The following is a 23,304-nucleotide window of genomic DNA, read 5'->3' as shown; positions in this document are numbered from 1 at the left end:
TGATACTCCCCAAAAAGTAGTGTGGAGATCAGATCGAAGTTAACGGAAAAAGTTCAAAAAAATCCCCGCCAATTGCTTAGCGGGGATTTGTGTATAAGAGACAGGCTTAACGCTGGCTTTTTTAGAACTGTAGTGTTTTCTCGGATTAGAGGCCGAAAACCTCCGAGTGGTCTATTTCAGATTCCCAAGTTGAACCCACGCCAACGTCCGAAGCTTTGATGCGATAGAGCTTGCTGGTGTCGGCGCCAATGCCTGCGTCGTCGCCAGCTCCTTGAACAAAGCCATTAGCGTCAATAACAGGCGCTGTTGCTGGTGCTGCGGCGGTGATCACCCCGGTACCAGACACTGACTTAGAAGCGGCACTACCACCAACAGTTTCATCGGAGTAGTAATGGTCGTTCTCAAAGGTCACCGTCGCCTTATCACAGTCATCAACCAGCGAGCCATCATCAACTTTGGTTGCACCGTTAATACCGGTCAATTCGGTGTTTTCAGCTGGTGCGTAATCGTTTAACAGCAGATTGGCCATTGAAACTGCAGAAGTCAGAGGCGTATCTGAACAACCTTTAGCGCCAACCATGAACGGAGCCATGCTGTTGACTATGGTATTGTGACTGAACTCGGTTGCCGAGGTTTCCAATGTTGAGTTGCCAGAGTCACTGTTTTCATTAGACGTCAGCACCAAAGATGCACGCTCACTATCAGAGTCACTGGCTTGGCCGGCAAAGTAGTTGTTGCTTACTACGTGGCCATAAGCCGCAGCATTAACACCAGATTCATATTTGTTGCCGTTCATGCCAATAAAGACATTTGCGTAAACGGTATTTTGCTGACCGTTTTCTAACGACACCATACCGTAGGTGTTCGCAAAGGTGTTGCCATAGACATAGCTACCACTAGTTTGAACTTTAACAACTCGAGTTTTCGCCAAGATGCCATCGAACAAGTTATAACGAAGTACATGACCTGCGGTGTTGACCGAGTTAGTGCCAGTGGTATCACCTAACTGCATACCGTAACCGCTGGATTGACCGCTAGCATCAAAATTCTGGAATAAGTTGTATTCAACAACGTGTTGCGCTGGTGGCAGCAGATTGCTCTCTTCATCCAAGCCATTTGCTGATACCCGAATAAACGAACCTTTCTTGCCATCAACCTTGCCGGAGAAAGTATTGCGAGCAACATGCGCTTTGCTTCCACCAACATAAACCCACGACGTTGAGCTTGAAGACGTGTTCGCTTCATTTTCCATCAAGGTGTTAGTCAAACTAAAGTAAGCGGCCTTGTTGTTGATGTAGTAATCATCAGAGGAGCTGTCAGTGTCACATGAAGTGTCTTTGACATAGTTAAAGTCGGCAAAGTGAAGGTGATCGAATTTAACACCGTCAGCTGCTGACGAGCCATCTGCTGTTGCCAAAATTTCAAAACAAACTTCGCCACTCAGTGCCGCGGTTTCAATTGCAGTGCCAGAAGCAGCAATCGCATCAGCGGTGCGAGTCAAATGAAGATCTTTGACATCAACTGTCAGTAATCCTGCATTGGAGTAATCGCCAGGCGCCATACCGATGACATCACCTTCGACTTCACCATCAAATGCGGCCATCAACTCGGCGAAATTGTTGACGATTTTGCTGTAGGCAATTTCCTCAGCTTCAGCACCATGGCCGGTCTCTTCAAAGCCAGCATCATCAATGTAATTGGCTACCACTGACAGCACTTTACCAGCATCAGTAGCAGCTACCACGTATTCAGCTGAATTGGCACCAGCAATGTCAACGCCATCGGCTTGCCACTGATAATTAATCGTGCCACTTGCACCGTTATCATCATCGACCATCGCTGTCACAGTTTGGCCGACCACTAGCTTGGTGAATTGATCCAAACTAACGGAGCCCGGCACGTTGATCAAAGCGGCAGCCACTGGTGCTGTCTGCTCTGACACAATATCCTCGGCGTTTTCGGCTTGGTCGGTATAAGTCGCCTGAACACTGAGCGCTTTATCGAGTTGTGCCGACGTCACGCTAAAGGTTGGTGATGTCGCGCCATCGATAGCAACTCCATCAGCTAACCACTGATAGCTAATTGCGACGCCTTCGGTGCCATTGTCGTCAGCAACGGTTGCGGTCAGCACATCATCAACAATCGGAGCCTGCTTATCTATCGACACCATACCTGGGGTATTCGCCACTTTAACCGGGTCAGTGGTCGCGGATAGGACGCTCTCACTAAAACCATCGCGATCGGTGTAATCAGCTTTTGCGGTAATTGTTTTACCAACATCAGTATCAGCGATGGCGTAGCTAGATTCAGTGGCACCATCAATCACTGCGCCGTCGGCTAGCCAACTGTAAACCACGGCACTTGGGTCAATACCATTGCCATCGGCAAGAGTAGCGGTCAAAGTCGCGCCTGTTTCAGCAACACCGGTGAGCGTCAGCACACCATCTTCATTACCAATCACCGGCTCTGAAGTTTGGGTGCGTGTCTCCTCTTTGTTGTTGCGTTCATCAGAGTAAGCAACCGTGACACGAATTTGTTTGCCAGCCTCAGCTTCTGTCAACACGTAAGCACTGGCGGTAGCGCCAGCAATGGTTGCACCATCAGCCATCCAAGTGTAAACGTCGGTGCCGGATTTCACGCCATCCTTATCGGTAATTGATACTGACAAAGTTTCACCAACGCGTGCATCACCGGACAAAGAAGCGGAGCCTCGGAAGTTGCCGATGCCGTAGCCGTCATCATTGCTACAGCCGGTTAAAGCCAGAACAACTGCTGAGAGCAATATTTTCTTTTTCATTCTTAATATCCCTTGGAAGCTTAGTGCTGAGCTTCAACCACCCTGGCAGAACGAACAGCAAAACAATACAAACCAATAGCTTTACATAACACCAATATTGGCATTACCAATAAACAACACAAACACTGTAATTTGATTAACCAAATTGGTCAGCAATTTTGTTAAATTTGTCATCAATACTGTGATCAACATCTTTAACCAATGCCATATTTCCTGCGCATTAAGGGGTAGTTATTAATTTAAGTGATAAACAATGCCGATCCATATTGGCCTGACCAATTAAAGAAATGATCGACCTCATTGGGATCAGATGGTTACAGCAGAGCTGATAGCAAGGGAATCGCTTAGTCGGTTGATTGCCGGCTCGGCAAGCATAAGGTAGGGCAAAAAAAAGCCACCTGATTGCAGGTGGCTTAGCATTTACTTGTTTGCTGATCGAGGCTTGCGCTTGTCGAATTTACGTGGCTTGTCACCACCACCTTTTCGACGAAAATCATCCTGTGACGGCCGCGAGCGACGCTTTGCTTTGGATTTAGTCAACTCATCACCATCAGCGAGTTGCAGTCGAATTGGCTTGCCCAAAATCTTTACAGACTTCAGGTGGGCATAAACATCATCAGGCATACCTTTGGGCAGATCGACATGAGAATGCTCATCACCAATTTCAATGGCACCGATGTAGCGGCTCTCGATACCTGCTTCATTCGCGATGGCACCAACAATGTGCTTGGGTGACACACCATGTTCATAGCCAACGGATATTTGGTAAGTATCCATATCGACTTCTTCACGACGCTGTCGCGGTTTGCGCTCACGGCGCTCGCCACGACCTTCTTTTCTGTCTCTACTATCGAAATCACGCTCGCGAGGGGCGCGCTGTGGCTTCTCTTTGAGGAATAGCGGCGAGTCGCCTTGAACCATTTTCACCAATGCTGCAGCAACTTCCAAAGCTGGTACGTTGTGCTCGCTCTGGTATTGCTCGATGATTTCCTGATACTTAGCTAATTCGCCATCATCAATCCCCAAGCTCTCGGTAATGCGATCTTTGAACCGTTGTACTCGAATATCGTTGACTGCATCAGTAGTAGGTAACTGCATCAGTTCGATTTGCTGACGAGTCGCTCGTTCGATCGATTTCAGCATTCGGCGCTCGCGAGGGGCGGCAAATAAAATTGCTTCGCCACTGCGACCTGCTCGCCCAGTCCGACCAATACGGTGGACGTAAGCCTCGGTATCGTATGGAATGTCATAGTTGAGTACATGGCTGATGCGTTCAACATCCAAACCACGAGCAGCAACATCGGTGGCGATCAAAATATCGATATCGCCACTTTTTAACCCTTCAACGGTACGAACTCGCGCTTGTTGAGGCATATCGCCATTCAATGCCGAAGCAGCATAACCGCGAGCACGCAGCTTATCAGCCAGTTCTTCGGTGGAATTTTTGGTACGAACGAAGATGATCATGCCATCAAACGGCTCGGACTCGAGAATACGTGTCAGGGCATCGAGTTTATGCAAACCACTGACCATCCAAACACGCTGACGAATAGTCGATGCAGTTTGAGTCTTGACCTTGATCGTCACTTCTTTCGGAGCATCAAGATAGCGGGTCGCAATACGCTTAATTTCTTTTGGCATGGTTGCCGAAAACAATGCCGTTTGATGTTGTTCAGGCAGTTGCTCCAAAATCCACTCGACATCATCAATGAAGCCCATTCGCAACATCTCGTCAGCTTCATCAAGCACCAGTGTTTGCAGATCTGATAGATCAAGGGTACCGCGACGCATATGATCCATCACTCGCCCAGGAGTACCCACAACCACTTGAACGCCACGTTTAAGCGAACGAATTTGACTGCTGTAGTTTTGGCCACCATAAATCGGCAGGACATGGAAGCCTTTGCGGTGAGCAGCATACTTTTGGAACGCCTCAGCGACCTGAATTGCCAGCTCTCGGGTGGGAGCTAAAACCAGTGCTTGCGGGGTTCTGGCGCTAACATCAATGTTGGCAACCAGTGGCAATGCGAACGCCGCAGTTTTACCGGTACCGGTTTGGGCCTGTCCTAACACATCATGGCCATTCAATACATGGGGAATCGTTTCCGCCTGAATTGGAGAAGGGGTCTCATAACCTACTTCCTGTAGGGCCTGTAAAAGATGATCGGGTAAGCCCAGATCGGCGAAACTCGCATTGGGTTGTTCAGACATTAACGCGCCTTAAAAGAGAAAATACATCGGTGGAATGTTCTTGCGCAGCAAGACTTGTATCCAGTTAGCCTAGTCGCCACCAGAAAAGCTGCACATTAAGTCGCGGAGTGGATGACCGGGGCGCGGAGTATATCTGGATCTATGTCACAAATATAGATCTTGATGAAGGATTAATCAGTCTGGGTGTATGGCATAAGTTACAAACCAAACACAGCCCAACTAGATATTGTCTATCTGGGCCAACTGATTTGGCCCAGATAGCGATTAGAACAGAGGCCGTTACTTGAGCCCTTTCACTGCCTCAATGAAACTATCACGAGCAGTTTTCGAGCCAGCACGCTCAGCTTCTTCAACGAGCCGCATGGCACTATCGATATCGCCTTCTGCAACCTTGGAAGTAATCAGTTGATTATAGAAAGCCTCTGTCTCTGCCAACATATTCACCGGAACTTGGCGGACCATCTGTTGCTTTTGCATACCCGGCGTTGGCGAACGGTCTGGGATGGCCTGACCAATTGGCTGCGGAGGTACACCAGTAGAAGCAGCGGCAGCAGCGTTACCAGCACTGACTTGATGTCCAGCAGCGCCAGAATCTGGCGCTGATTCACCAACACCAAACCATGAATTAACCTTGCTACTGACTCGAGACATGAAGTCAGCATTCGATTCGACGGTACCTGAGCGCAACTCAAGCTTCACCAATCCACCTGGAGAATGACGAGCAATCGGGTCGTCAATATCAGGCGGCACCGTATTACTGCGTTTGGCGAATGTCTTGGCCGGATGAATCAGCTGAGTTTGACCAGCCATATCGCTTGGTGTCGTCATGATCACCAAGTAATACTCAGTTTTTGGATTATCTAAGTAAGAACGTTCAATGTTGAACGACATATCCAATGAATCTGGATCTAGCATTTCGGCGGGCGTGTACTGAGCAACGCTCGCGGGAATGACTCGGACCGGAGTTCGGTTTGCATCAAGCAGCAAAACCGAAGGAGAAAACACTGAATTTTTAGCGCGACTTTGGATAAATACTGAAAACGTCGGGACATTTTCTGGCAGCTTAAACGCAGCAAAATAACTCTTGCCAGTGTGGAATTCAAAAGCAGGGGAATTTTGATCAATTAAGACGTCAGTGATGCTGTCTAATTCGACCGGTTGAAAAGGTAAATCGGCAATACTGGCGCAGCAACTTTGCGCTTGGCTTAAAGACGTTACCAAGCCGCTCGCTGAAGGCTCATCATAAGCTTGTGCAGAAAAAGTGCCTAACATCAGGCTGCTAGCCAAACAACTTAGGGCTAACACAAAACGTTTACTGTGTGTCACACAACTCCCCTCAAAGAAGATATAAGTGCTCATTAGACCAATGAGCCATCGATTTGTTCATGAAAGCTAAAGAAAAAACCCCCGAATAGCAAGGCTAACGGGGGTTTTGCTTAAACCGTTAAACGGTATTTAGAAGCGGCTTACCACCAAGCTTCCATTTGAGCACCGATGCGCAGGTTACCGTCGTCATCACGGTTCTCAGCTACGTCACCGAAGTATGCACCAGCGTACAGACGGATAGTTGGGCGAGACCAGAAGCTAGGACCAGCAGACCATTCTTGAGCAACAACGATCTTAGACAGGTCTTCAGATTCACCACTCCAGACGATGTCTTCTTTCGTGTAGCCCACTTCCAAAGTGGTCTTCATTACGTCATCCCACTTGTACATTGGACGGAACACAACGCTCACGCGAGTTGGTTCGTCTTCTGGCTGAGTGCTGTCGAAGGTCTCTGACTTGGCGTACATGAACGAGTAACCCAGTTCGATTTTCTCGCTCAAGTTGATCACACCCCAGTCGATGATGCGGTAAGAAGTTTCTTTAGAACCGCCCCACCATGGAGTAGACAGTGAAGATTCACCACCGTGGTTGTCCCACGCAGAATCACCCATTGAATCTTTACCGTACTGAACAACAATCTTGTTGAAGCCGCCCATCAAGCCATGGCTGATTTCAGCGGTCAAGAAGTAACCGTCTTCATCATCGTAGCCAGCATCATCTTGATAATCAGTAAGGTCAGCCCAGCCGTAGATGGCAGCCAACTCAAGAGAAGCACCTTCCCACAGAGGGATACCGGCATAACGAACATCAAGTTTGTTGCTCTGAACGATGTTGATGTAGCGGTTAGCATTGTCTTTGTCGTCAGCGCCATCCATTACGTGCTGGTCCATGTTGGTCCAAGCAACAGATAGTTTACCTGCGCCCAAAGAAATGTTTTCCAAACCAACGCCGTAGCCAGAGTTGTTCAGGTAGTACCAATCCATGATGTGGATATCTTTACGCTGGTAGAAACGCTTACCGGCCCAAAGAGTTGCTTCTGGAGCGAAACCAACAACGCCTTCAGCAGCAATGTATGCTTGACGCATAGACCAGTCACCACCGCGCCAACCTTCAACACGATCATCGTGCGCTGGGTCAGAGTGGCTGCTGTTCCACTGAGCAGAGTTACCTTGGAAGTCGTTTTCAGAAGTGAATACTGGCATTACTTCGATACGGAACTTTTTGCCACCTTGGTTGTAAAGCTCTTGTTGGAAGCTCATTTCAACGTAAGTGTCACACTCATCCGCCAAACGGCCGGCCAAGTGACCAGTACCACCGTCACCGTAACAAGTTTGCTCACCACCGTCGTCTGAAGTAGACATACCGGCACGTGCGTAACCGTGGAATTCAACCGCCAAGGCGCTAGAAGACATGAGTACCGCAGCAACAGCTGCAGAAAGTGCTTTGATTTTAGTCATGATGACTTCCCTTATCAGTTATTTTTTGAAAAGCCGCAGCTCTTCGTTATTACCTATTACAAGAGCGGGAATTTCCTGCTCAACGCCCGGTTGGGCTAAATCACATTGTTATCGTTATTGCAATTTACGGAGCCACCGTTAATTGCGCTTTAACCAAACGTAACAGTTGTTACGCCAGTGAAAGATAGTTCAATTTGCTGACCTGTCAGCAAACTTTGAAATTTTTTTCATTTTTCCGTGAACTTTTGCACTTTTTAACTGTCCATGATTGCAATCAGATGACAGTTGCGCGTCGATTTCACTAATTCCTCTTGCCCACCAAAACCACTAACTAACTAACTAACTGTTTAGAGCGCAAGTTGTCTTGTCGTTGCTCAGCTTAGCCTGTGCTAACCAACGGCGCTGATAGTAGAGAGCAGCGTCGCCATCATCTGTGACAAAAGTCACATTTAAATCAGTTTATAACACCACAGTTACGCAAGTTGTGGCGGACTTCAAATAGAAAACGGTCTCACAGTTGCACCAATTTGGATCGCCACCAACGAGTTGTTAATTCACCACAATTCCGTCGAGAATCGAATAAATATCAGCGCCTTTTGCCGTTAACAAATTAACCCAAATTTAACCAACAGGCAGATAACAATCCTTACACCCAGCTAACAGTGCACAACCTTATTCTGTAGCGCACCATTAACAAGCACAGTCACCTGAGATAGATTGGAACAAAAGATGTGGCAGGAAACCGAGCGATGAAAGCAATCCGTTCACTCGGCCCAACAAAGATGAACAGCGCTGACCTACAATTGGATGAGGAGATCGTTAATCCACTCTTCGGCGCCATTGATCGCTTCAAAGTGCTCACAGGCATCGACATTGAGCACTGGCATGAGTTGTTTGCTGCCGAGCTCGTTTAACAAGTCTGAGATTAAGGTACCTGCACCACAGAATGTTTCACCATAGCTGCTATCTCCTAATGCCAGAACCGCTGTTTTGGTATCAGTCAGCATTGGAAACTTATCGTTCAAATCTTGGTAAAAACCTTCGATGCTCGGTGGCAAGTCTCCCTGCCCTGTTGTCGATGTCACCACCAACCAATGTTCTGCCGAAAAATCGATCACTTGTTGCAACGTCGCTTCTTCAAATATATTGGCATCAACTGATTTACCTTTTGCCAAGTCACAAATATGGTTTGCTAGCTCAGCTGCACCACCATATACAGAGCCAACGATGATCGCCAATTTGGTCATAGACTTTACTCCTCAACTAAAGGCCACAGAGCTTATCAACGGATTGCATCCTGGCCAATGGTTATCGGCTTGCATCAATTGCCACTCCGTTGGCAATGGCGCGGTAATTGTGAGCATTTGTTGAGAAACCGGATGTTTCAAGGTCAGCGACTCGGCATGCAGCATTAACCGCTGTACCTTTGAGAAATCAGCAAAAGCCCGATTCTGGCGACCGTCACCATGGGTAGTGTCGCCAATTATTGGGTGTCTAAGATGAGCCAAATGACGTCGCAACTGATGCTTGCGTCCAGTTTCAGGCGTTAATCGCAACCAAGTCAATCGGCTTGATTTGTAACGCCCGGCAGCATAGGGCAACTCCAAATGAGATAAAGCGCAGTAGTGACTCACCGCTTGTTGTGCTTGTTTTTGTTGGTCCGCCAATCGGTCCGTGGTTTTATCTAGTTGCTCTTTCAGTGGATAGTCCACCGAACCTTGGCCCTGCAACCAGCCCCTCGCCAGTGCCAGGTAGCTTTTGGCAACTTGATGGAGCTGAAACTGCTCACCAATCACACGGGCTACATCGGCACTGAGCGCAAACAGCAACACCCCTGACGTTGGCCGGTCTAACCGGTGAACTGGGAACACATGACGACCCAAAAGATCGCGTACCAGCTGCATAGCAAACCATACTTCGCCGCGAGCCAGAGCGGTTCGATGAACGAGCAGACCGCTTGGTTTATCAATTGCAACAATGTAATCGTCGAGATATAGAATCGGTAATTCGGGCCGTTCAACAAACATCAATGGTCCTGAGAATCTGGATGAGAGGAGCTCGCTGGGTCAGTTCATGGCGATAAACTTCCTCAGCCATAGGGCTGATAGCAATCGCCTCTGGCAACTCTCGGCGCTGTTCGATCAGATCTTGCATGATTGGCAAGAACACAAATTGAAGCCATTGCGCCATGCTGAGGGTATCAACACAAAAAGGCAGGGTACTCGCCAATGCTTGTTCATTAGGTTGCTCTGTCTGCCACAAATTCTGATTTTTCAGTTCAGTTTCGAGCTGCTGAAGTAATTCCGCCATCTGTTGACTACGAGGCATATTGATGTCACCGAATTAGAATGATGAACTTTCGATTTTGCCAACGAAGCACCATCCCTTACAATGCCCAGCCCGATTATTTCAGGATTCAGTCACGTTCATGAGCACTATCGATCAAGTATTAACCCTTGGCGGTTGTCACTACACGGTTTACGACATGGGTCGAACTGTTCAGCGCATTGACAAGCAGCAATTTGTCGAGTTTGAACAGGGCGCGGTCCCTTACCCCTATCCAATTCAAGGTCACGCTTGTTTCGCCGTGGTATTTTCTAAGCCTGAACAAGCTCAAACGCCCTATCTATGGTTGTTGAAATTTGCCGTTGATGAAGTGAGCAAACTGATATTCAGTGGTCGCGATGATTTTTTGCGCATGGTCATTCAAGCACTGGGCGAAGATATCGCCAATGCCGATATCGATGCGGAATCACTCAACAATCACCCCTACGCTTTCAAGCCATCGACAGAGAAGCTAGCAGTACTGAATGCCCGTATTCGGAGCAAACTCCATCAATCGGCGTCGATTTATTACGAACCTGCCTACGACTATTTCTGCCATCATCCGAGTGACGACGGCTGGCAAGCATTGGGATTCCAAGGCATCGCCGATTTGACCGAGCGTTTAGACAGCGCCAGCGCTGACCATATGGCTAGCCAGCTTGAATATCTGCCCGAGCCAGCATTTTGTGCACTGGCTCAATGCCTTGAACACATTCGCTTACCTGCCCCCATTCAAACTAAACTGATGAGCTGGCCAGTAGAGAAGCGAGATACATTCTGGCTTCGAGCTCTGACAGGAGCGCAACAACAACCACAAAGCGAAATCATCTCTGGTGTTCTCAACACAAGCCAATCGATTGACCTATTGATCACTGTCTGTGCTCGTCATTGGCGCTATTTCAATAGCCCAGAGCGGGTCGTGAACTTGCTTGAAAGCGTGGTTCAATGTCCACAAGGGGATGCGGTCTTTGCCGCCCTCATCGCCGATCTCACGGCCATTCCACAATGCCGTCAAGCGACCCTTGAAGCGCTTCGCTGGCCGCAACGCTCTGTCCAATTGAGTCAAGCAATTGGACAGCTGTTTCAACAAGTAAAGCCGCCAGTGAGCTGAACGTAATTAGAAACGCTAGTTAGGCCTCAGTTTATCAATTTCTTCAGACTTTAGATGGAGATATAACAAGCCGTTGCTACAGTTAAAGTCATCTCAACTGGAGGAAGATTGAGTTATGGGATGGCTTCACAATTTACGATTTATGGCCAAGCAAATGTTAATTGCAGCCATATTCGGCACAGCAATCGTGGTATTAATCGTCGTCGCGCTCAATGCCACTCGGCAACTTGGCAACGACACATCAACCTTCTCTGATAGTTTTTTGCCTCGGGTTAACTTTTTACTACAAGCTGATCGCGACTTATATCAATCGATACTGGCCGAGCGCACGCTGATCACCATCGATTCATCTCATCCCGATTATGCTGACCTGGTGACTCAACAACAAGAAAACATCCAGCAAGCAGCGGAACGAGTAAGCAAAGCCAAATCTCTTGCTAGCGACGCTGGCCAACTTCGGATGTACGATGATTTTCAAACCGAACTGAATCGCTGGCAATCACTATCCAACCAGGTATTAAGCCTTGCCAAAGAGTCGCAACAGCGCGCCAGAACATTGAGTGTTGGAGAGTCAAGCGCCCAGTTCGAACGCGCCCGAGACTTGATTGACAAATTAACCGAACTAACCGAGCAGGAAGCCGCTGTTAGTATTGAGCACGCGATAACAGTCCGAGAAAACGTCACTTGGACTATCTGGCTGGTAGCTATCGTTGGAATCGTCATCGCCTTTTCGATTGCTTATGTCACAGCAATCTACTCCACCAATGCTATTCGTGAAGTGCGCGATCGAATCCGCGACATTGCTGAAGGTGAAGGAGACCTTACTCAGCGTATTAGGGCTCAAGGAAAGGACGAGATCGGCGAGTTGTGTGTGGCGTTCAACTCCTTTGTCGAGAATCAGGCCGGCATTATTGGCCATATTAAGGGGGCCATGTCAGGCCTCAATACTGAACTTGGCGAAGCAACACGGCAAATTACTAAAGCTCAGGACGCCACTTCAAACCAACAAGCGGAAAATGATCAGATTGCGACCGCGGTGACCGAAATGGCAGCAACCGTGCAAGAGGTTGCCCGGAATGCCAGCGATGCAGCCTCTGCGACTCACAAAGCCGATAATGACGTCGATAATGGCCGCGCTGTGGTCAACAAAACGGTAGAAAGTATCGAGGATCTGGTGAGCGATATCGAGAAGTCTGCTCAAGTCATTCAGCGGGTTGAAACCGGCAGCCACGAAATTGGTACCGTGATGGATGTGATTAGCAGTATTGCGGAACAAACCAACTTGCTGGCTCTAAATGCAGCCATTGAGGCAGCCCGCGCTGGTGAACAAGGTCGCGGCTTTGCCGTGGTTGCTGACGAAGTCCGTACTCTAGCGCAGCGCACCCAAGAATCGACCAGTTCAATCCGTGACATCATTGAACGCTTGCAAAGCGAGAGTGCCGCGGCCGTTGAAGCAATGAAAGCCAGTCAGAATGGTACTCAGCAAGTGGTCGAACTAGCGGCGCAAACCGGAGATGTGTTGGAGCAGATAAGTGTCGCAGTCAAGTCGATTGCCGACATGAATACCCAAATTGCAGCCGCATCTGAGCAACAAAGCAGCACCGCAGACCAAATTTCGGAAAATGGCGTTCGAATCAAGCAAGTTGCTGAAGAGACTTATCAAATCACCTTGGATGTGACCAGCGCCAATGAGCGAGTTGGCTCCCACACCAACGAAGTATCCCAATTGGTTGGGCGCTTCAAGATCTGACCGACAATGACCGGGTCAAACACCAAAAAGCCAGGGTTGCAAGCAACCCTGGCTTTTTATGAGCATCCAGCTCGCTCCCCCGTCATATTCATCCTAAACATGCCAGTGTCCATACTGCCGCCTTAATTGACGTTCCTGATTCCCCTGCCGATCAATCCCGATCGCCGTCCTAGCAACATCCCTGCTGCCTGAGTAGTCAAACTCTCCGAGCTTGATGGAGCATCCTGCTCGCTTGGCGAGCTTCCTGCTATCACTCCTGTGATCAACCATCCGTGCTTGTCGCCAACTCGGGATCTAATTTACGCCATCAGCATTTATCAGCAATAGATGATAATAATTTGTTAAATTAGACAATCAGAGCAACAAAGCTGCCCAAGCATAATTTTTTATTAATTTTCATTATGTTGAGTCGCTACGGGAGCGATATTGCCACGCCACCAAAGGCAGAATAGCTTACAAGGTGTGTGCGACATTTCGCACACACTTAGCAGGGATTAGCTGATGATGGTAGTTAGCCCTTGATTCACTGTTGCCGATACAAAAACATCAAGGTGCCTGAAATATTGGCAAATTCGAGTTGTTTAATTTGCTTGTAGCGATGTTGCTCAAGCCAATCGATTGAGCGTGGCTGACTCACAAAGATACCAACACCGTCAGCAGCCCGCTGCTCGTCAAGTAAGCTTTCGACGCCCGCCAACAACGTATCGCCGACCCCATGCCCTTGGTAGTTCGGCGCAGTGGCTAGCAGGCTAAGCTGATAGCAGTTATTAGACGGTAAGGCTTGGCAAATACGTTGTTCTTTTTCAAGCAACCTACTGGTGCTGACGATGCCTGCAGATAGCAGCATTTTCATCCGCCAGTTCCAGAAACGGCCTCCGGCAAGCGGTGACTCTGGCGTTTGCAAGCAAGCCACGCCAACCAACAAATCGCTATCAAAGGCGCCAATAACAGGTAGTTGATACTGCCAGAATACATCGAGCTCTTCGCGGAACAAGGCCCGTAAACGCTGCTCGTAGTTTTCATTGTCGACGTCAAAAATGCCTTGAAACATGGCGTCATCATGATAGGCCTGAAACAGTAAACTAGCGGCGATGCCTGCGTCCTCTGCACCGAGGTACTGAAGTCGCAGTGAAGTCGTTGTTGTCATTATGTCCCTTAATAATGTCTGGCTTTTTTCCGAACCTACGAGGGTTGAACGGCAAAGCCAATAGGATCACTTTGACAACACTTAAAATTGCGCACTTGACCACATTTTGTTCAACACTCCAGGACCAAGTTAAAGCAAGCAATGAGTTCAACACTGGGCTTTGTCTTGATGACTTTGTACACTGGCGCTATTTCGCTAACTTCATTAGAGTCATGCCAGATTACCAAGCTATCGTCGATCAAGCCGTTGCCCATATTCGCGCGCAACATCAGCAACCAACCGTCGCCAGAGTGAAGCGCCACTTGTCGCAGCCTGTGCCACTCGCCATTTTGATGCCAGCAGTGAAAGCCGCGCAACAAAGCGATAGTGGCGCCGATTCGGCGCGCAAAGTGGTGGAACAGGCCTCTGAGTCGCCGCAAGTCGAGCCCATGACAAACGAGCAGCTAACTCAAGCAGTTCGCCAGCTACAGCAGCAAGTGATCTCATTGCAGCAGCAAATTAGTGAGCTCAGAGGGGGTTAGCCGTCACTGAATCAGTGGCTTGGCTGATTGCAAAAACTCAACCAATGTCGGGGCCAATGTATGACTTGGCGGCCGACCTGGTAACTCTGCGACAACCGAGCCATCATCGGCAACGGATATCACTAGTTCAGAATTCAGGGCTACCCCAATAAACACACTGGGCTCAAGCTTAAAGCGCTTTTGGGTCAATAAGTGGCCAGTTAAATTTTGCAAGAAACGGACGTAGTCTTGCTGATTCCACGGCATCAACAACTCGACAGGGCCAACCTCAGATTCAATCGTGATACCAGCAGCATAAAGTGCATTCCAGTATGCTTTACCGCTCGGATGCAAGTCCACCGACATTGCTTGTTCAAGCTCGGCAAACTGGTCAACATCATCGCGTAAACATACTTTCCAACTGCTTAGCTCGCCATCTTTTGCATCTGCCGGAACACAAGCCGAGGGCCAATCATCATCAACCTCGACACAGTGATGCTCTCCGATTTGAGCTAAATAATCAGCTTGAAAGCGCTCAATCAGCTGTTCTAAAGCGCAAGCGATGGCTTTTGGGTCATTCATTTCAGTTTTTCATCCGTCGATTGATATACAATAAAGACCGTCATTTTTATCAGTAATTTCGTGTCATCCCATGAGCAAGCACTACCATGATGCCCCTGAACTGAAGGGTTTAGGACTCGGCCAACAAACAAACTACCCCCAGCAATACGATCCCAGTCAACTGCAAGCGGTACCCCGCTCGTTGAACCGAGACGATATCAAACTTTCTGCCGCGGCACTGCCATTTCATGGTGTCGATGATTGGACCGGCTATGAAATCAGCTGGCTCAACGCCAGGGGTAAACCTGTGGTAGCCATTGGCCTATTTACTCTGCCTTGTACTAGCCCTAACCTGGTCGAATCTAAATCGTTCAAGTTGTATCTCAACAGCTTTAATCAAAGCCGGTTTGATTCCATTGAACAGGTTCAGCAGCTGATGCGTCAGGATCTTAGTCAATGCGCAGGACAAGAGGTTGCGGTGCAACTATTGTTGCCTGATCAATTTAGCCTGCTGCCGTTGGCACAACTTGACGGCGACTGCTTGGATGAGCTTGATATTGCGATTGATGACTTTGAATTCAGCAATGAACTATTGCAAGGTGCTGCAGATGGCGCAGAAGTGGAAGAAACACTGGTCAGTCACTTACTCAAATCCAACTGTTTGATCACCAATCAACCCGATTGGGGTTCAGTACAAATTCACTACAAAGGCGCCCAAATCAATCACGAGGCGTTGCTTCGCTACTTGATCTCGTTTCGCCTTCATAACGAATTCCATGAACAGTGCGTGGAGCGAATATTCACTGACATCATGACCTTCTGTCAGCCTCAACAACTATCGGTGCTGGCTCGATATACTCGCCGAGGCGGACTTGACATTAACCCATTTCGCTCGAACTTTGAACCACAACCGGCACCATTCCGATTAGCACGGCAATAACTTCATTAGCCGAAGTTGCTGGCTCCGCCGACACCACGATTAGTCGTGTCGGCCTTGATTTTAGTCTACCGATTACCCAACCATGCCTGACGCAAAGCATCGGCTTCTGGCGAGGTTTTGGGCGCCACTTTCAACTTGTTAATCAAACCTTGCGGCGATGCCAGCGTCACCTCTCGCTTAGTTAAAATTCCCTGCCGGAACAGGTGCAATTGCAATGTTTGACCGGCATCCCAACTATGTTGAATTCGTTCGAAGTTGCCAGAATGAACAGCGAAACCATCGACCGCAATAATGCGATCGCCTTGGCTTAACCCCGCCATCCAAGCCGGGCTTTGTGTTGATACAGCGCCAACTTTAAGGCCTTCAGGGGCTGCTTGGAGGCGAGCACCGAGCCAATAATTTGGCTTACTCTTCGCTTCGTTTTCCAACCCAGCCTGAGCCAATAGTTCGATCCAATCGACTGCCAATGGTGAGTCAATGTGCTGTTGCCACCATTGCCCTACATCGGCCTGTTCGCCTACCAATTCGGCCATGGCGTGCTGAACCTGTCCCTCAGTGAGGCCATTGGGCAAGCTGAACAATTCGTAGAGCAGTCGATGCAGTGCAGCAACGCCAGCTTGATGACCAGAATTCTGCAACAACCAAAAATCAAGCGCTAAAGTCGCCGCAAAGCCTTCTTGATAGATGTTGGCATCGAAGTTGTGACCGTGCTGTCCACCATGTTGATGCCACTTGTACCAGCTTGAATCAGCAACCGATTGATGACTGCCGCCGGGCGTTGCTTGGTGTCGACTCAACCGCTTTGCTAGTCGTTGATAATACTTGGTTTCGTTCATCAAACCGGATGTCAGCAAAAGCTTTTCTTGTAGGTAACTGGTTGATCCTTCGGCTAACCATAGCAAGGTTGAATGGTGACGATGGTTGAGGTCATAGGGTACAAATGCCGCAGGGCGATAAGCTTTGACATTCCAAGTGTGAACAAATTCATGAGCCACCAGCCCCATAAAATCGAGGTAATTTTCTGGATCATTAAACTTAAAGCGATCCCATTGCATGATGGTGGAGTTTAGGTGTTCGGTACCGCCTCGAATGTTGTCCGTTGCATGGACCATAAAGACATATTTGGAAAACGGAAAACTACCCCACAGTTGGTAAGATGCTACCACCAACTTTTTGATGTCAGCGTTGAGCTTGTCCAAGTTAGCCGGGGTATGTCCCCACACCACCAATTCAAACTGAGCGCCTTGAAATTCGAATGAACGAAACTCGTGCTCACCGGCTTCAACCGGAGAATCAATCAGCTGCTGATAATTATCAGCAACTAGCGAATTTGCCGACTCGCCCTGCTTTAATCCTGAGCGAATTTGCCAATGCTTTGGCACATTTAGCTCTACTCTGTAGGGTTTGTCCTGTGCGCCCTCAACTGCCACCACTGCGGCGGCGAAATCAAGGAACAAATGTGATTCATCTAAATGACGAGTTCTCATTGCTAACTCATCTGCCGTCAACAAGTAACGAATCACCACTGCGCTAGGGGATGTCAACTCAGCGCGCCACTTGTGATCGCTGATTGCCGTAACAGACAGCGGTTGGCCATTGCCATCAACGACGTTGAGATTGGTCATCGCACTAGCGAAGTCGAGTTGCTCATAGCGACCCGTTCGCCACACCGGCATGGCAAACTGCAAAGTCTCGCGATTGAGGTCGCTTATTTCAATTTCAACTTGCAGTTGATGCTGCTCGACAGCAACTGGGGTTAACCTGACAACCGTTTCCGCGGAGCAATAAAAAGCCACCGTGAATGTGAGAAATGCTATGATTTTGTTCAACATACTAGCTTGAAACCTGTTTCTGTTAGCGTTAGTTGGTTACACTAAACGCAGATAATTTGTCATCAAAACGTGAGAGCCATGACCAAATTCGCAAGGATGCTTTGGGTTGTTTTGCTGCTTGTTAAGCCGGCATTTTCGGCCACAGATGCGCCTCAGTGGGCGGCATTGTACCAGCAGCAATGGCATCAGTCCGAACAATCCTTCATGGATCGCAGTAAGAGTTTTGTCGACACCAAACTACCCTCTTTCGATCCTCAGTCTTTGATTGACCTCAGTGCCAAAGAGCGCCTGCAAGTCGCCCAAGCGACTGCCATTTATTTGCGAACCGCCCCGTTCACTAACGGTAGCCACACCTTCAATCAATATGCCCAGTTAATTGTCGACTTGGCAATCATGATTAAAGACCCTCTTCTTGAAGCCGAAGGTTACTACCACTTGGCGCGCGATTCGGTCGAGCACCGGCAGCTGATTCAGCATGGCGAGCGACAACTCAACCAAGCGATGCAAACCTTGTCTTCACAAGCCATTGCCGATGAAACTACTCACAGCATTCTGTTGGCTCATTTGTACCTACTACGAGGACAAATCCAACTTCAGCGCAATCAAAACATAGAAGCCATCGAATCTGCCGAAACGGCTTTGGTGCTATCAGAGGCCCAAGAGCAACCCTGGTTAACAACTCATGCGATGTTTTTATTGGGTGAAAGCCAACTTAAGCTACAGCAACTCGATCTAGCGATCGAAGCCTTCTATCAAGCGCTTAATTACTCAGAACAACAACAGAACTTACGTCAAACAACCAAAGCCTATGTCAACATAGGTTTGGTTTACCAACAGCAAGGACGACAAAAAGAAGCCATTAATCATCTGCAACAAGCGGCCGAGCAATATCAACAATTGGGAGAAGAGTTGATGTTGGCCAAAACGCTCAATCAACTTGCCAACCTCCACCACCAAGCCGAGCAGTTGAACCAAGCAATGGCTATTTACCTCAATTCGCTGGCGCTTTACAAACAGCTGAATAACGCCAAAGGCGTCGCTGACGTCAGTCAATCCATTGCCGATGTATATCGGCAGTTTGGCGAGTTAGAAAAAGCTCGGCACTATTTTCAAGATGCCCAACGACTATTTCGACAAATTCACGATAACGAAAGTCTTCTGCAATTGACCCTGCTGGACGCCGAATTGCTAGAAGCTGAAGGGCATATCAGCAAAGCATTATCACTGCTTGAACAAACCAAACAGCAAGTTGCCATCAATAGCGACATGGATATTGAGATCCGTAAGATAATGATTAAATTGCTGTTGCAACAAGACCAGTTCGAGCAAGCCAGCAAACTCATGCAACAAGAGCTTGAGTATCTAGAAGATCACGTCAATTCGTCTATTCATATCCGCGTCAATCAGGTTCAGAGCAGCCACCAAATTCAGTTGTTGCAAAAACAGCTCGATGACTACAAAAATAGTGCTGAAAATAAAGCCATCTTAGCCGAACGCTACCTTAACTACGCCAGTGGCTTGTTCGTCATTGCGGTGCTGGCGATTGGTTCCATTTTAGGCCAATGGCGCAAGCTCCGAACCCAGCAGCACCACATCAAAGATTTGTCGTACGACGCCTCACACACTCAATATACAGGTTTGGGCAATGGTCGGATGCTAGTGCCAAATTTGGTCAAAGAAACCTTAAAGCTGCAGCGCCAACAAGAGAACTGGTATGCCGCTGGTGCAACTGGACAACGCCCAGCTGGCAAACTATTGACCCTCATTCACGTGCCGTTCTTAACTCATTTGCATCAACGCCATGGTTTTGAAAGTGGTCGCAAGATCGAAATGAAATATGGCCAGTTTCTTCGCAGCCGCTTTGCCGATTTAACTTTGTTCCAACCCAGAGATGACGTCATCGCCGTGATCTTGCCGAGTTCCTCAATTGAGGCAACCGCCCAGCGGATCATCGATACGCTGCATGGTTTTGCGCCGCCGGGGATGACCAAACGAAAACCGCTCAGCGTGGCTCTGATGCATTACCCGTTTACCCAAAAAAACAGTAAGGCGGTTAACGCAGGAGCCGCCAGTGAGATGTTGTTATTGGCATTAAATGCCGCAATGGAAATTACCCAACGCGAGGACGCAGACGTTTGGGTAGGGTTAGAAGCATTAGAAACAGCGCCCGTTAGCCTATTCCATAATCGACCACGCGATAATACCCTACTCGGTATTCGTAAAGGCTTCATTCGGGTGGTATCAAATGTCGATAAAAATGACATTAATTGGCCTTTTACGTCAGAAAATCAAAATTTTGTGCAGCGACCCGAGTAAGCTTCGAAAAAACAGAAAGTTTGCTTGTATGGGCAAGAGTCTGACTTCTAGAATTAATAGGGCCACTCGCTAGTAGGGTAATAGTCCCCCCTCGCAGGAGTTAACGGATTGAAGGACATTAACAAAGCATATCGAGACTTAGAGTCGAAATTTCTCAGTGATAGGGAAACTCTGGGCCGCTTAGTCGAGCGCATGTCGCATGCGTGCAAAGGCCAGCAAACGGAACTCGACAATAAACTCGCAACCTTGCGGACATCACTCAAGGAAAATGCTGACTTAGAAAACATTCGGCCATTGACCGATCAGGTTGAAAACCTGCTGCAACAAGCCTCTGCCCGCATTGATGCGGATCTAGCGGTAGCCAAACAGAGCTTCTTCGAATCTTGCTCAACGCTGCAGCGTGCCCGAGGTTTGGAGCCAGAGACTCGTCGTCAATTGCGCTCGGTGATTGAGCAGTCGCAGTTACCAGAAACCAAGCTAACTCACCTTCTGCCACATTTAAGCACGCTCTCTGAGCTCTACAGCCAGACATTAGCAAACCTCCATCAGCAAAAAGGTATTGAACCGCAAACCTTGCCAAAAAGCGTTCATACGCTGAGCAATGCACTACTCAATGTGTTGTCGGAATTCGACTTTGAACCCAAAGCCGCACAAGCGATAAAAGACCAACGCAGTGCCCTCGCTCAAGCTTCAAAACCAGAAGAGCTGGTCACCATTTGCGTTGACTCCATGAAGGTGATCATTAACGCGGTGAAAGTAGAGCGGACCGGTTCCGAACAATTCTTAAGTCGCTTGAATGCCAGTCTCGATCGTATCAACCAAGCTTTGGAACAGTCAGTAAGTACCTCGGCGCAGCTCAATCAGGTGCAATTGGAGACTGAAAAGCAAATCCGCCAGCAGTTATCTGCATTGTCACAAGACGTCGAAGTAAGCGATCGCTTAGAACCGCTGAAAGTTCAAATTGCTAGCCGTTTGGAGTCCATTAACGACTTACTGGCCAAGCGCTCAAGCAACGCCGACCTTGAGTTACAGTTGCAAGATAGCTTACAGCAAATGAGCAAGCGCTTAACCGAGCTGGAGAGTGAGTCAAAGAATTACCAAACAAGGTTAGAAGAACAACGTCACAAGCTCTATGTCGACACCCTAACCGGATTGAAGAATCGTGCCGCGTTTGATGAGCGTTTTGAGATCGAGTTTGAACGCGCTCAACGTTATCAGTTGCCGCTAACCCTAGCGGTGATGGACCTCGACCATTTTAAAGCGATTAATGACAATCACGGTCATATCGCCGGCGATAAAACCCTTGGCGCAGTGGGTAAACTGCTAAAACAATGGCTTCGGTCCTCCGACTTTGTTGCTCGCTATGGCGGCGAGGAATTTGTTCTGCTACTGCCCCAACAAACCATTGCATCGTCAACACCAATGCTGGATAAGCTATGCAAGAAAATTGCATCAATTCCATTCATCTACAAAGGCCAGAAACTCAACGTTACCATGTCTATTGGTGTCGCTCAGGCTGACCCCAAAGAATCGCGCATTGCGCTTTTTGATCGCGCTGACAACGCGTTATACCAAGCCAAAAATAACGGCCGCAATCAAATCGTCACGGCCTAACAATTATAAATCTGAGCGACTGCCCTGCTTTGGGCAGTTCGCAGGCTGGAGGTTCGTCATATGATCACTCAAATTAATCCCGTTGGATCAATGGATCTGCTTTCCCAATTGGAAGTTGATCGACTCAAACAAACATCGACTTCTGAGCTGTACCGGTTGTTTCGCAATTGCTGTTTAGCAGTATTGAATGTCGGCGCCCAGACCGACAATAGCCGCGAGATCCTCGACAGTCACAAAAGCTTTGACATCAACGTTCTGCGCCGAGAACGAGGCATTAAACTCGAACTCCTCAACCCGCCAGCAGAAGCTTTTGTTGATGGCGCACTGATTCGCGGTATACAAGAACATCTATTCTCTGTGTTGCGCGACATTCTCTACGTTGAAAACCAGTACCACAATAATCGTCTGATTAACCTGACAAGTTCGACCCACGTCACTCACGTGGTGTTCGATATCCTCCGCAATGCTCGTGCCATCCACTCGCAAGCCGACCCGAATATGATTGTTTGCTGGGGCGGCCATTCGATTGGTGAGAAGGAGTTTCTTTACACTCGTTCGGTTGGTTATCAATTAGGGTTGCGAGAGCTAAATATTGTTACCGGCTGTGGCCCCGGTGCGATGGAGGGACCAATGAAAGGCGCCGCCATTGGCCATGCTCAACAGCGTCAACGCCACTGCCGATACTTGGGGCTTACAGAGCCAAGTATTATTGCCGCCGAGCCACCTAACCCAATTGTCAACGAACTGGTTATCATGCCGGACATTGAAAAACGTCTGGAAGCCTTTGTCCGCTTAGGACATGGCGTGATCATCTTTCCCGGGGGCGTTGGCACAGCAGAAGAGTTACTGTATTTGCTGGGTATATTGCTTCACCCAAAAAATGCCGAAGAGCCATTGCCTGTGGTACTCACCGGCCCGCAAAGCAGCGCCGAATATTTCAATCAGATCGATCAGTTTGTTGCCGATACCCTTGGCGAAGAAGCACGAAGCCGTTACGAAATTATCATTGATGATCCAGTAGCAGTCGCGCGCTACATTAGCGACAAAACTCAGGATGTCCGGCAACATCGAAAAGCACTTGGTGATGCCTATCACTTCAATTGGTCGCTTCACATTGAACCAGAATTCCAGTTGCCATTTGAGCCCAGCCACGACTGCATGGCAGAACTGAATTTGCATCACAATCAGTCATCTGCTGCACTAGCATCAGCGCTTCGCAAAGCCTTCTCTGGTATTGTTGCCGGAAACGTCAAAGAAGCGGGAATCAAAGCCATCGAACGCAACGGACCGTTTGTCCTTCATGGCGAGAAGGAATTAATGACCCGCCTGGACAAGTTGCTGAAAGCATTTATCGCTCAGGGCCGAATGAAATTGCCGGGTTCAGAGTATCACCCATGTTACACGGTGCAGACATAGC

17 protein-coding genes are annotated in these 23,304 nt (G+C 48.4%); 7 read left to right on the top strand and 10 right to left on the bottom strand.

Annotated elements, in window-relative coordinates:
• Positions 1-145 precede the first annotated feature (145 nt).
• From CBE68_RS09265 to CBE68_RS09235, 7 genes are all read right to left on the bottom strand, one after another.
• On the bottom strand, positions 146-2,797 hold the full coding sequence (locus tag CBE68_RS09265) for a chondroitinase-B domain-containing protein (RefSeq protein ID WP_087505799.1): 2,652 nt from the start codon (positions 2,795-2,797) through the stop codon (positions 146-148).
• A gap of 420 nt (positions 2,798-3,217) precedes the next feature.
• Positions 3,218-5,008 (bottom strand): DEAD/DEAH box helicase, encoded by a 1,791-nt coding sequence (locus CBE68_RS09260; RefSeq protein WP_087505798.1) that lies wholly within the window; start codon positions 5,006-5,008, stop codon positions 3,218-3,220.
• A 279-nt stretch (positions 5,009-5,287) separates the two neighbouring features.
• Positions 5,288-6,334 (bottom strand): MalM family protein, encoded by a 1,047-nt coding sequence (locus CBE68_RS09255; RefSeq protein ID WP_158100558.1) that lies wholly within the window; start codon positions 6,332-6,334, stop codon positions 5,288-5,290.
• Positions 6,335-6,474: 140 nt separating this feature from the next.
• Positions 6,475-7,791, bottom strand: coding sequence for a maltoporin LamB (lamB, locus tag CBE68_RS09250; RefSeq protein ID WP_087505796.1), 1,317 nt, complete (start codon positions 7,789-7,791; stop codon positions 6,475-6,477).
• A gap of 797 nt (positions 7,792-8,588) precedes the next feature.
• Positions 8,589-9,038: a flavodoxin domain-containing protein gene (locus CBE68_RS09245; protein WP_087505795.1), complete on the bottom strand. Its 450-nt coding sequence runs from the start codon at positions 9,036-9,038 to the stop codon at positions 8,589-8,591.
• Positions 9,039-9,050: 12 nt separating this feature from the next.
• Positions 9,051-9,818 carry a tRNA pseudouridine(65) synthase TruC gene (gene truC / locus CBE68_RS09240; RefSeq protein WP_087505794.1) on the bottom strand — a complete coding sequence of 256 codons (768 nt, stop codon included), beginning with the start codon at positions 9,816-9,818 and terminating at the stop codon, positions 9,051-9,053.
• Positions 9,808-10,119 (bottom strand): YqcC family protein, encoded by a 312-nt coding sequence (locus tag CBE68_RS09235; protein ID WP_087505793.1) that lies wholly within the window; start codon positions 10,117-10,119, stop codon positions 9,808-9,810. Before CBE68_RS09235 ends, truC begins: the two co-directional genes overlap by 11 nt.
• Before the next feature lie 100 nt (positions 10,120-10,219).
• On the opposite strand from CBE68_RS09235, the gene CBE68_RS09230 reads away from it, so the two are divergent.
• Both CBE68_RS09230 and CBE68_RS09225 read left to right on the top strand, forming a co-directional pair.
• Entirely contained in the window at positions 10,220-11,227 is a 1,008-nt protein-coding gene (locus CBE68_RS09230; protein ID WP_087505792.1) for a DUF3549 family protein, read from the top strand.
• A gap of 154 nt (positions 11,228-11,381) precedes the next feature.
• A complete protein-coding gene (locus tag CBE68_RS09225) occupies positions 11,382-12,977 on the top strand; it encodes a methyl-accepting chemotaxis protein (protein WP_158100557.1) in 1,596 nt (531 codons plus the stop codon).
• Positions 12,978-13,500: 523 nt separating this feature from the next.
• Here CBE68_RS09225 and CBE68_RS09220 read toward each other — a convergent pair.
• The gene (locus CBE68_RS09220) at positions 13,501-14,124 is read right to left on the bottom strand and encodes a GNAT family N-acetyltransferase (protein WP_087505790.1); all 624 of its coding nucleotides are present in this window, start codon (positions 14,122-14,124) and stop codon (positions 13,501-13,503) included.
• 212 nt (positions 14,125-14,336) lie between these two features.
• Here CBE68_RS09220 and CBE68_RS18645 point away from each other — a divergent pair, with 212 nt between their 5' ends.
• The gene (locus tag CBE68_RS18645; RefSeq protein WP_143824522.1) at positions 14,337-14,645 is read left to right on the top strand and encodes a hypothetical protein; all 309 of its coding nucleotides are present in this window, start codon (positions 14,337-14,339) and stop codon (positions 14,643-14,645) included.
• A 3-nt stretch (positions 14,646-14,648) separates the two neighbouring features.
• Here the strand turns inward: CBE68_RS18645 and CBE68_RS09210 are convergent, their stop codons facing one another.
• The gene (locus tag CBE68_RS09210) at positions 14,649-15,206 is read right to left on the bottom strand and encodes a SecY-interacting protein Syd (RefSeq protein ID WP_087505788.1); all 558 of its coding nucleotides are present in this window, start codon (positions 15,204-15,206) and stop codon (positions 14,649-14,651) included.
• Between the two features lie 70 nt (positions 15,207-15,276).
• On the opposite strand from CBE68_RS09210, the gene queF reads away from it, so the two are divergent.
• Positions 15,277-16,125 carry an NADPH-dependent 7-cyano-7-deazaguanine reductase QueF gene (gene queF / locus CBE68_RS09205; RefSeq protein ID WP_087505787.1) on the top strand — a complete coding sequence of 283 codons (849 nt, stop codon included), beginning with the start codon at positions 15,277-15,279 and terminating at the stop codon, positions 16,123-16,125.
• A 65-nt stretch (positions 16,126-16,190) separates the two neighbouring features.
• Here queF and CBE68_RS09200 read toward each other — a convergent pair whose 3' ends face one another.
• Positions 16,191-17,957, bottom strand: coding sequence for a M61 family metallopeptidase (locus tag CBE68_RS09200; RefSeq protein ID WP_087505786.1), 1,767 nt, complete (start codon positions 17,955-17,957; stop codon positions 16,191-16,193).
• A 78-nt stretch (positions 17,958-18,035) separates the two neighbouring features.
• On the opposite strand from CBE68_RS09200, the gene CBE68_RS09195 reads away from it, so the two are divergent.
• From CBE68_RS09195 to ppnN, 3 genes are all read left to right on the top strand, one after another.
• Positions 18,036-20,273: a tetratricopeptide repeat protein gene (locus CBE68_RS09195; RefSeq protein ID WP_087505785.1), complete on the top strand. Its 2,238-nt coding sequence runs from the start codon at positions 18,036-18,038 to the stop codon at positions 20,271-20,273.
• A 108-nt stretch (positions 20,274-20,381) separates the two neighbouring features.
• Complete coding sequence (locus CBE68_RS09190) at positions 20,382-21,887, top strand: GGDEF domain-containing protein (RefSeq protein ID WP_143824521.1); 1,506 nt, start codon at positions 20,382-20,384, stop codon at positions 21,885-21,887.
• Between the two features lie 60 nt (positions 21,888-21,947).
• Positions 21,948-23,303 (top strand): nucleotide 5'-monophosphate nucleosidase PpnN, encoded by a 1,356-nt coding sequence (gene ppnN / locus CBE68_RS09185; RefSeq protein WP_087505783.1) that lies wholly within the window; start codon positions 21,948-21,950, stop codon positions 23,301-23,303.
• The last annotated feature ends 1 nt before the right edge of the window (position 23,304 follow it).

The sequence above is a fragment of the Neiella marina genome, assembly GCF_002165625.1.
Lineage (GTDB): Bacteria > Pseudomonadota > Gammaproteobacteria > Enterobacterales > Neiellaceae > Neiella > Neiella marina.
Note: the sequence above shows the minus strand (reverse complement) of the source record. Positions and strands in the feature narration are given on the sequence as shown.

Coding starts and splice junctions, on each gene's coding strand:
- CBE68_RS09265 (WP_087505799.1), bottom strand. CDS start 2,797: ATGAAAAAGAAAATATTGCTCTCAGCAGTTGTTCTGGCTTTAACCGGC.
- CBE68_RS09260 (WP_087505798.1), bottom strand. CDS start 5,008: ATGTCTGAACAACCCAATGCGAGTTTCGCCGATCTGGGCTTACCCGAT.
- lamB (WP_087505796.1), bottom strand. CDS start 7,791: ATGACTAAAATCAAAGCACTTTCTGCAGCTGTTGCTGCGGTACTCATG.
- CBE68_RS09245 (WP_087505795.1), bottom strand. CDS start 9,038: ATGACCAAATTGGCGATCATCGTTGGCTCTGTATATGGTGGTGCAGCT.
- truC (WP_087505794.1), bottom strand. CDS start 9,818: ATGTTTGTTGAACGGCCCGAATTACCGATTCTATATCTCGACGATTAC.
- CBE68_RS09235 (WP_087505793.1), bottom strand. CDS start 10,119: ATGCCTCGTAGTCAACAGATGGCGGAATTACTTCAGCAGCTCGAAACT.
- CBE68_RS09230 (WP_087505792.1), top strand. CDS start 10,220: ATGAGCACTATCGATCAAGTATTAACCCTTGGCGGTTGTCACTACACG.
- CBE68_RS09225 (WP_158100557.1), top strand. CDS start 11,382: ATGTTAATTGCAGCCATATTCGGCACAGCAATCGTGGTATTAATCGTC.
- CBE68_RS09220 (WP_087505790.1), bottom strand. CDS start 14,124: ATGACAACAACGACTTCACTGCGACTTCAGTACCTCGGTGCAGAGGAC.
- CBE68_RS18645 (WP_143824522.1), top strand. CDS start 14,337: ATGCCAGATTACCAAGCTATCGTCGATCAAGCCGTTGCCCATATTCGC.
- CBE68_RS09210 (WP_087505788.1), bottom strand. CDS start 15,206: ATGAATGACCCAAAAGCCATCGCTTGCGCTTTAGAACAGCTGATTGAG.
- queF (WP_087505787.1), top strand. CDS start 15,277: ATGAGCAAGCACTACCATGATGCCCCTGAACTGAAGGGTTTAGGACTC.
- CBE68_RS09200 (WP_087505786.1), bottom strand. CDS start 17,957: ATGTTGAACAAAATCATAGCATTTCTCACATTCACGGTGGCTTTTTAT.
- CBE68_RS09195 (WP_087505785.1), top strand. CDS start 18,036: ATGACCAAATTCGCAAGGATGCTTTGGGTTGTTTTGCTGCTTGTTAAG.
- ppnN (WP_087505783.1), top strand. CDS start 21,948: ATGATCACTCAAATTAATCCCGTTGGATCAATGGATCTGCTTTCCCAA.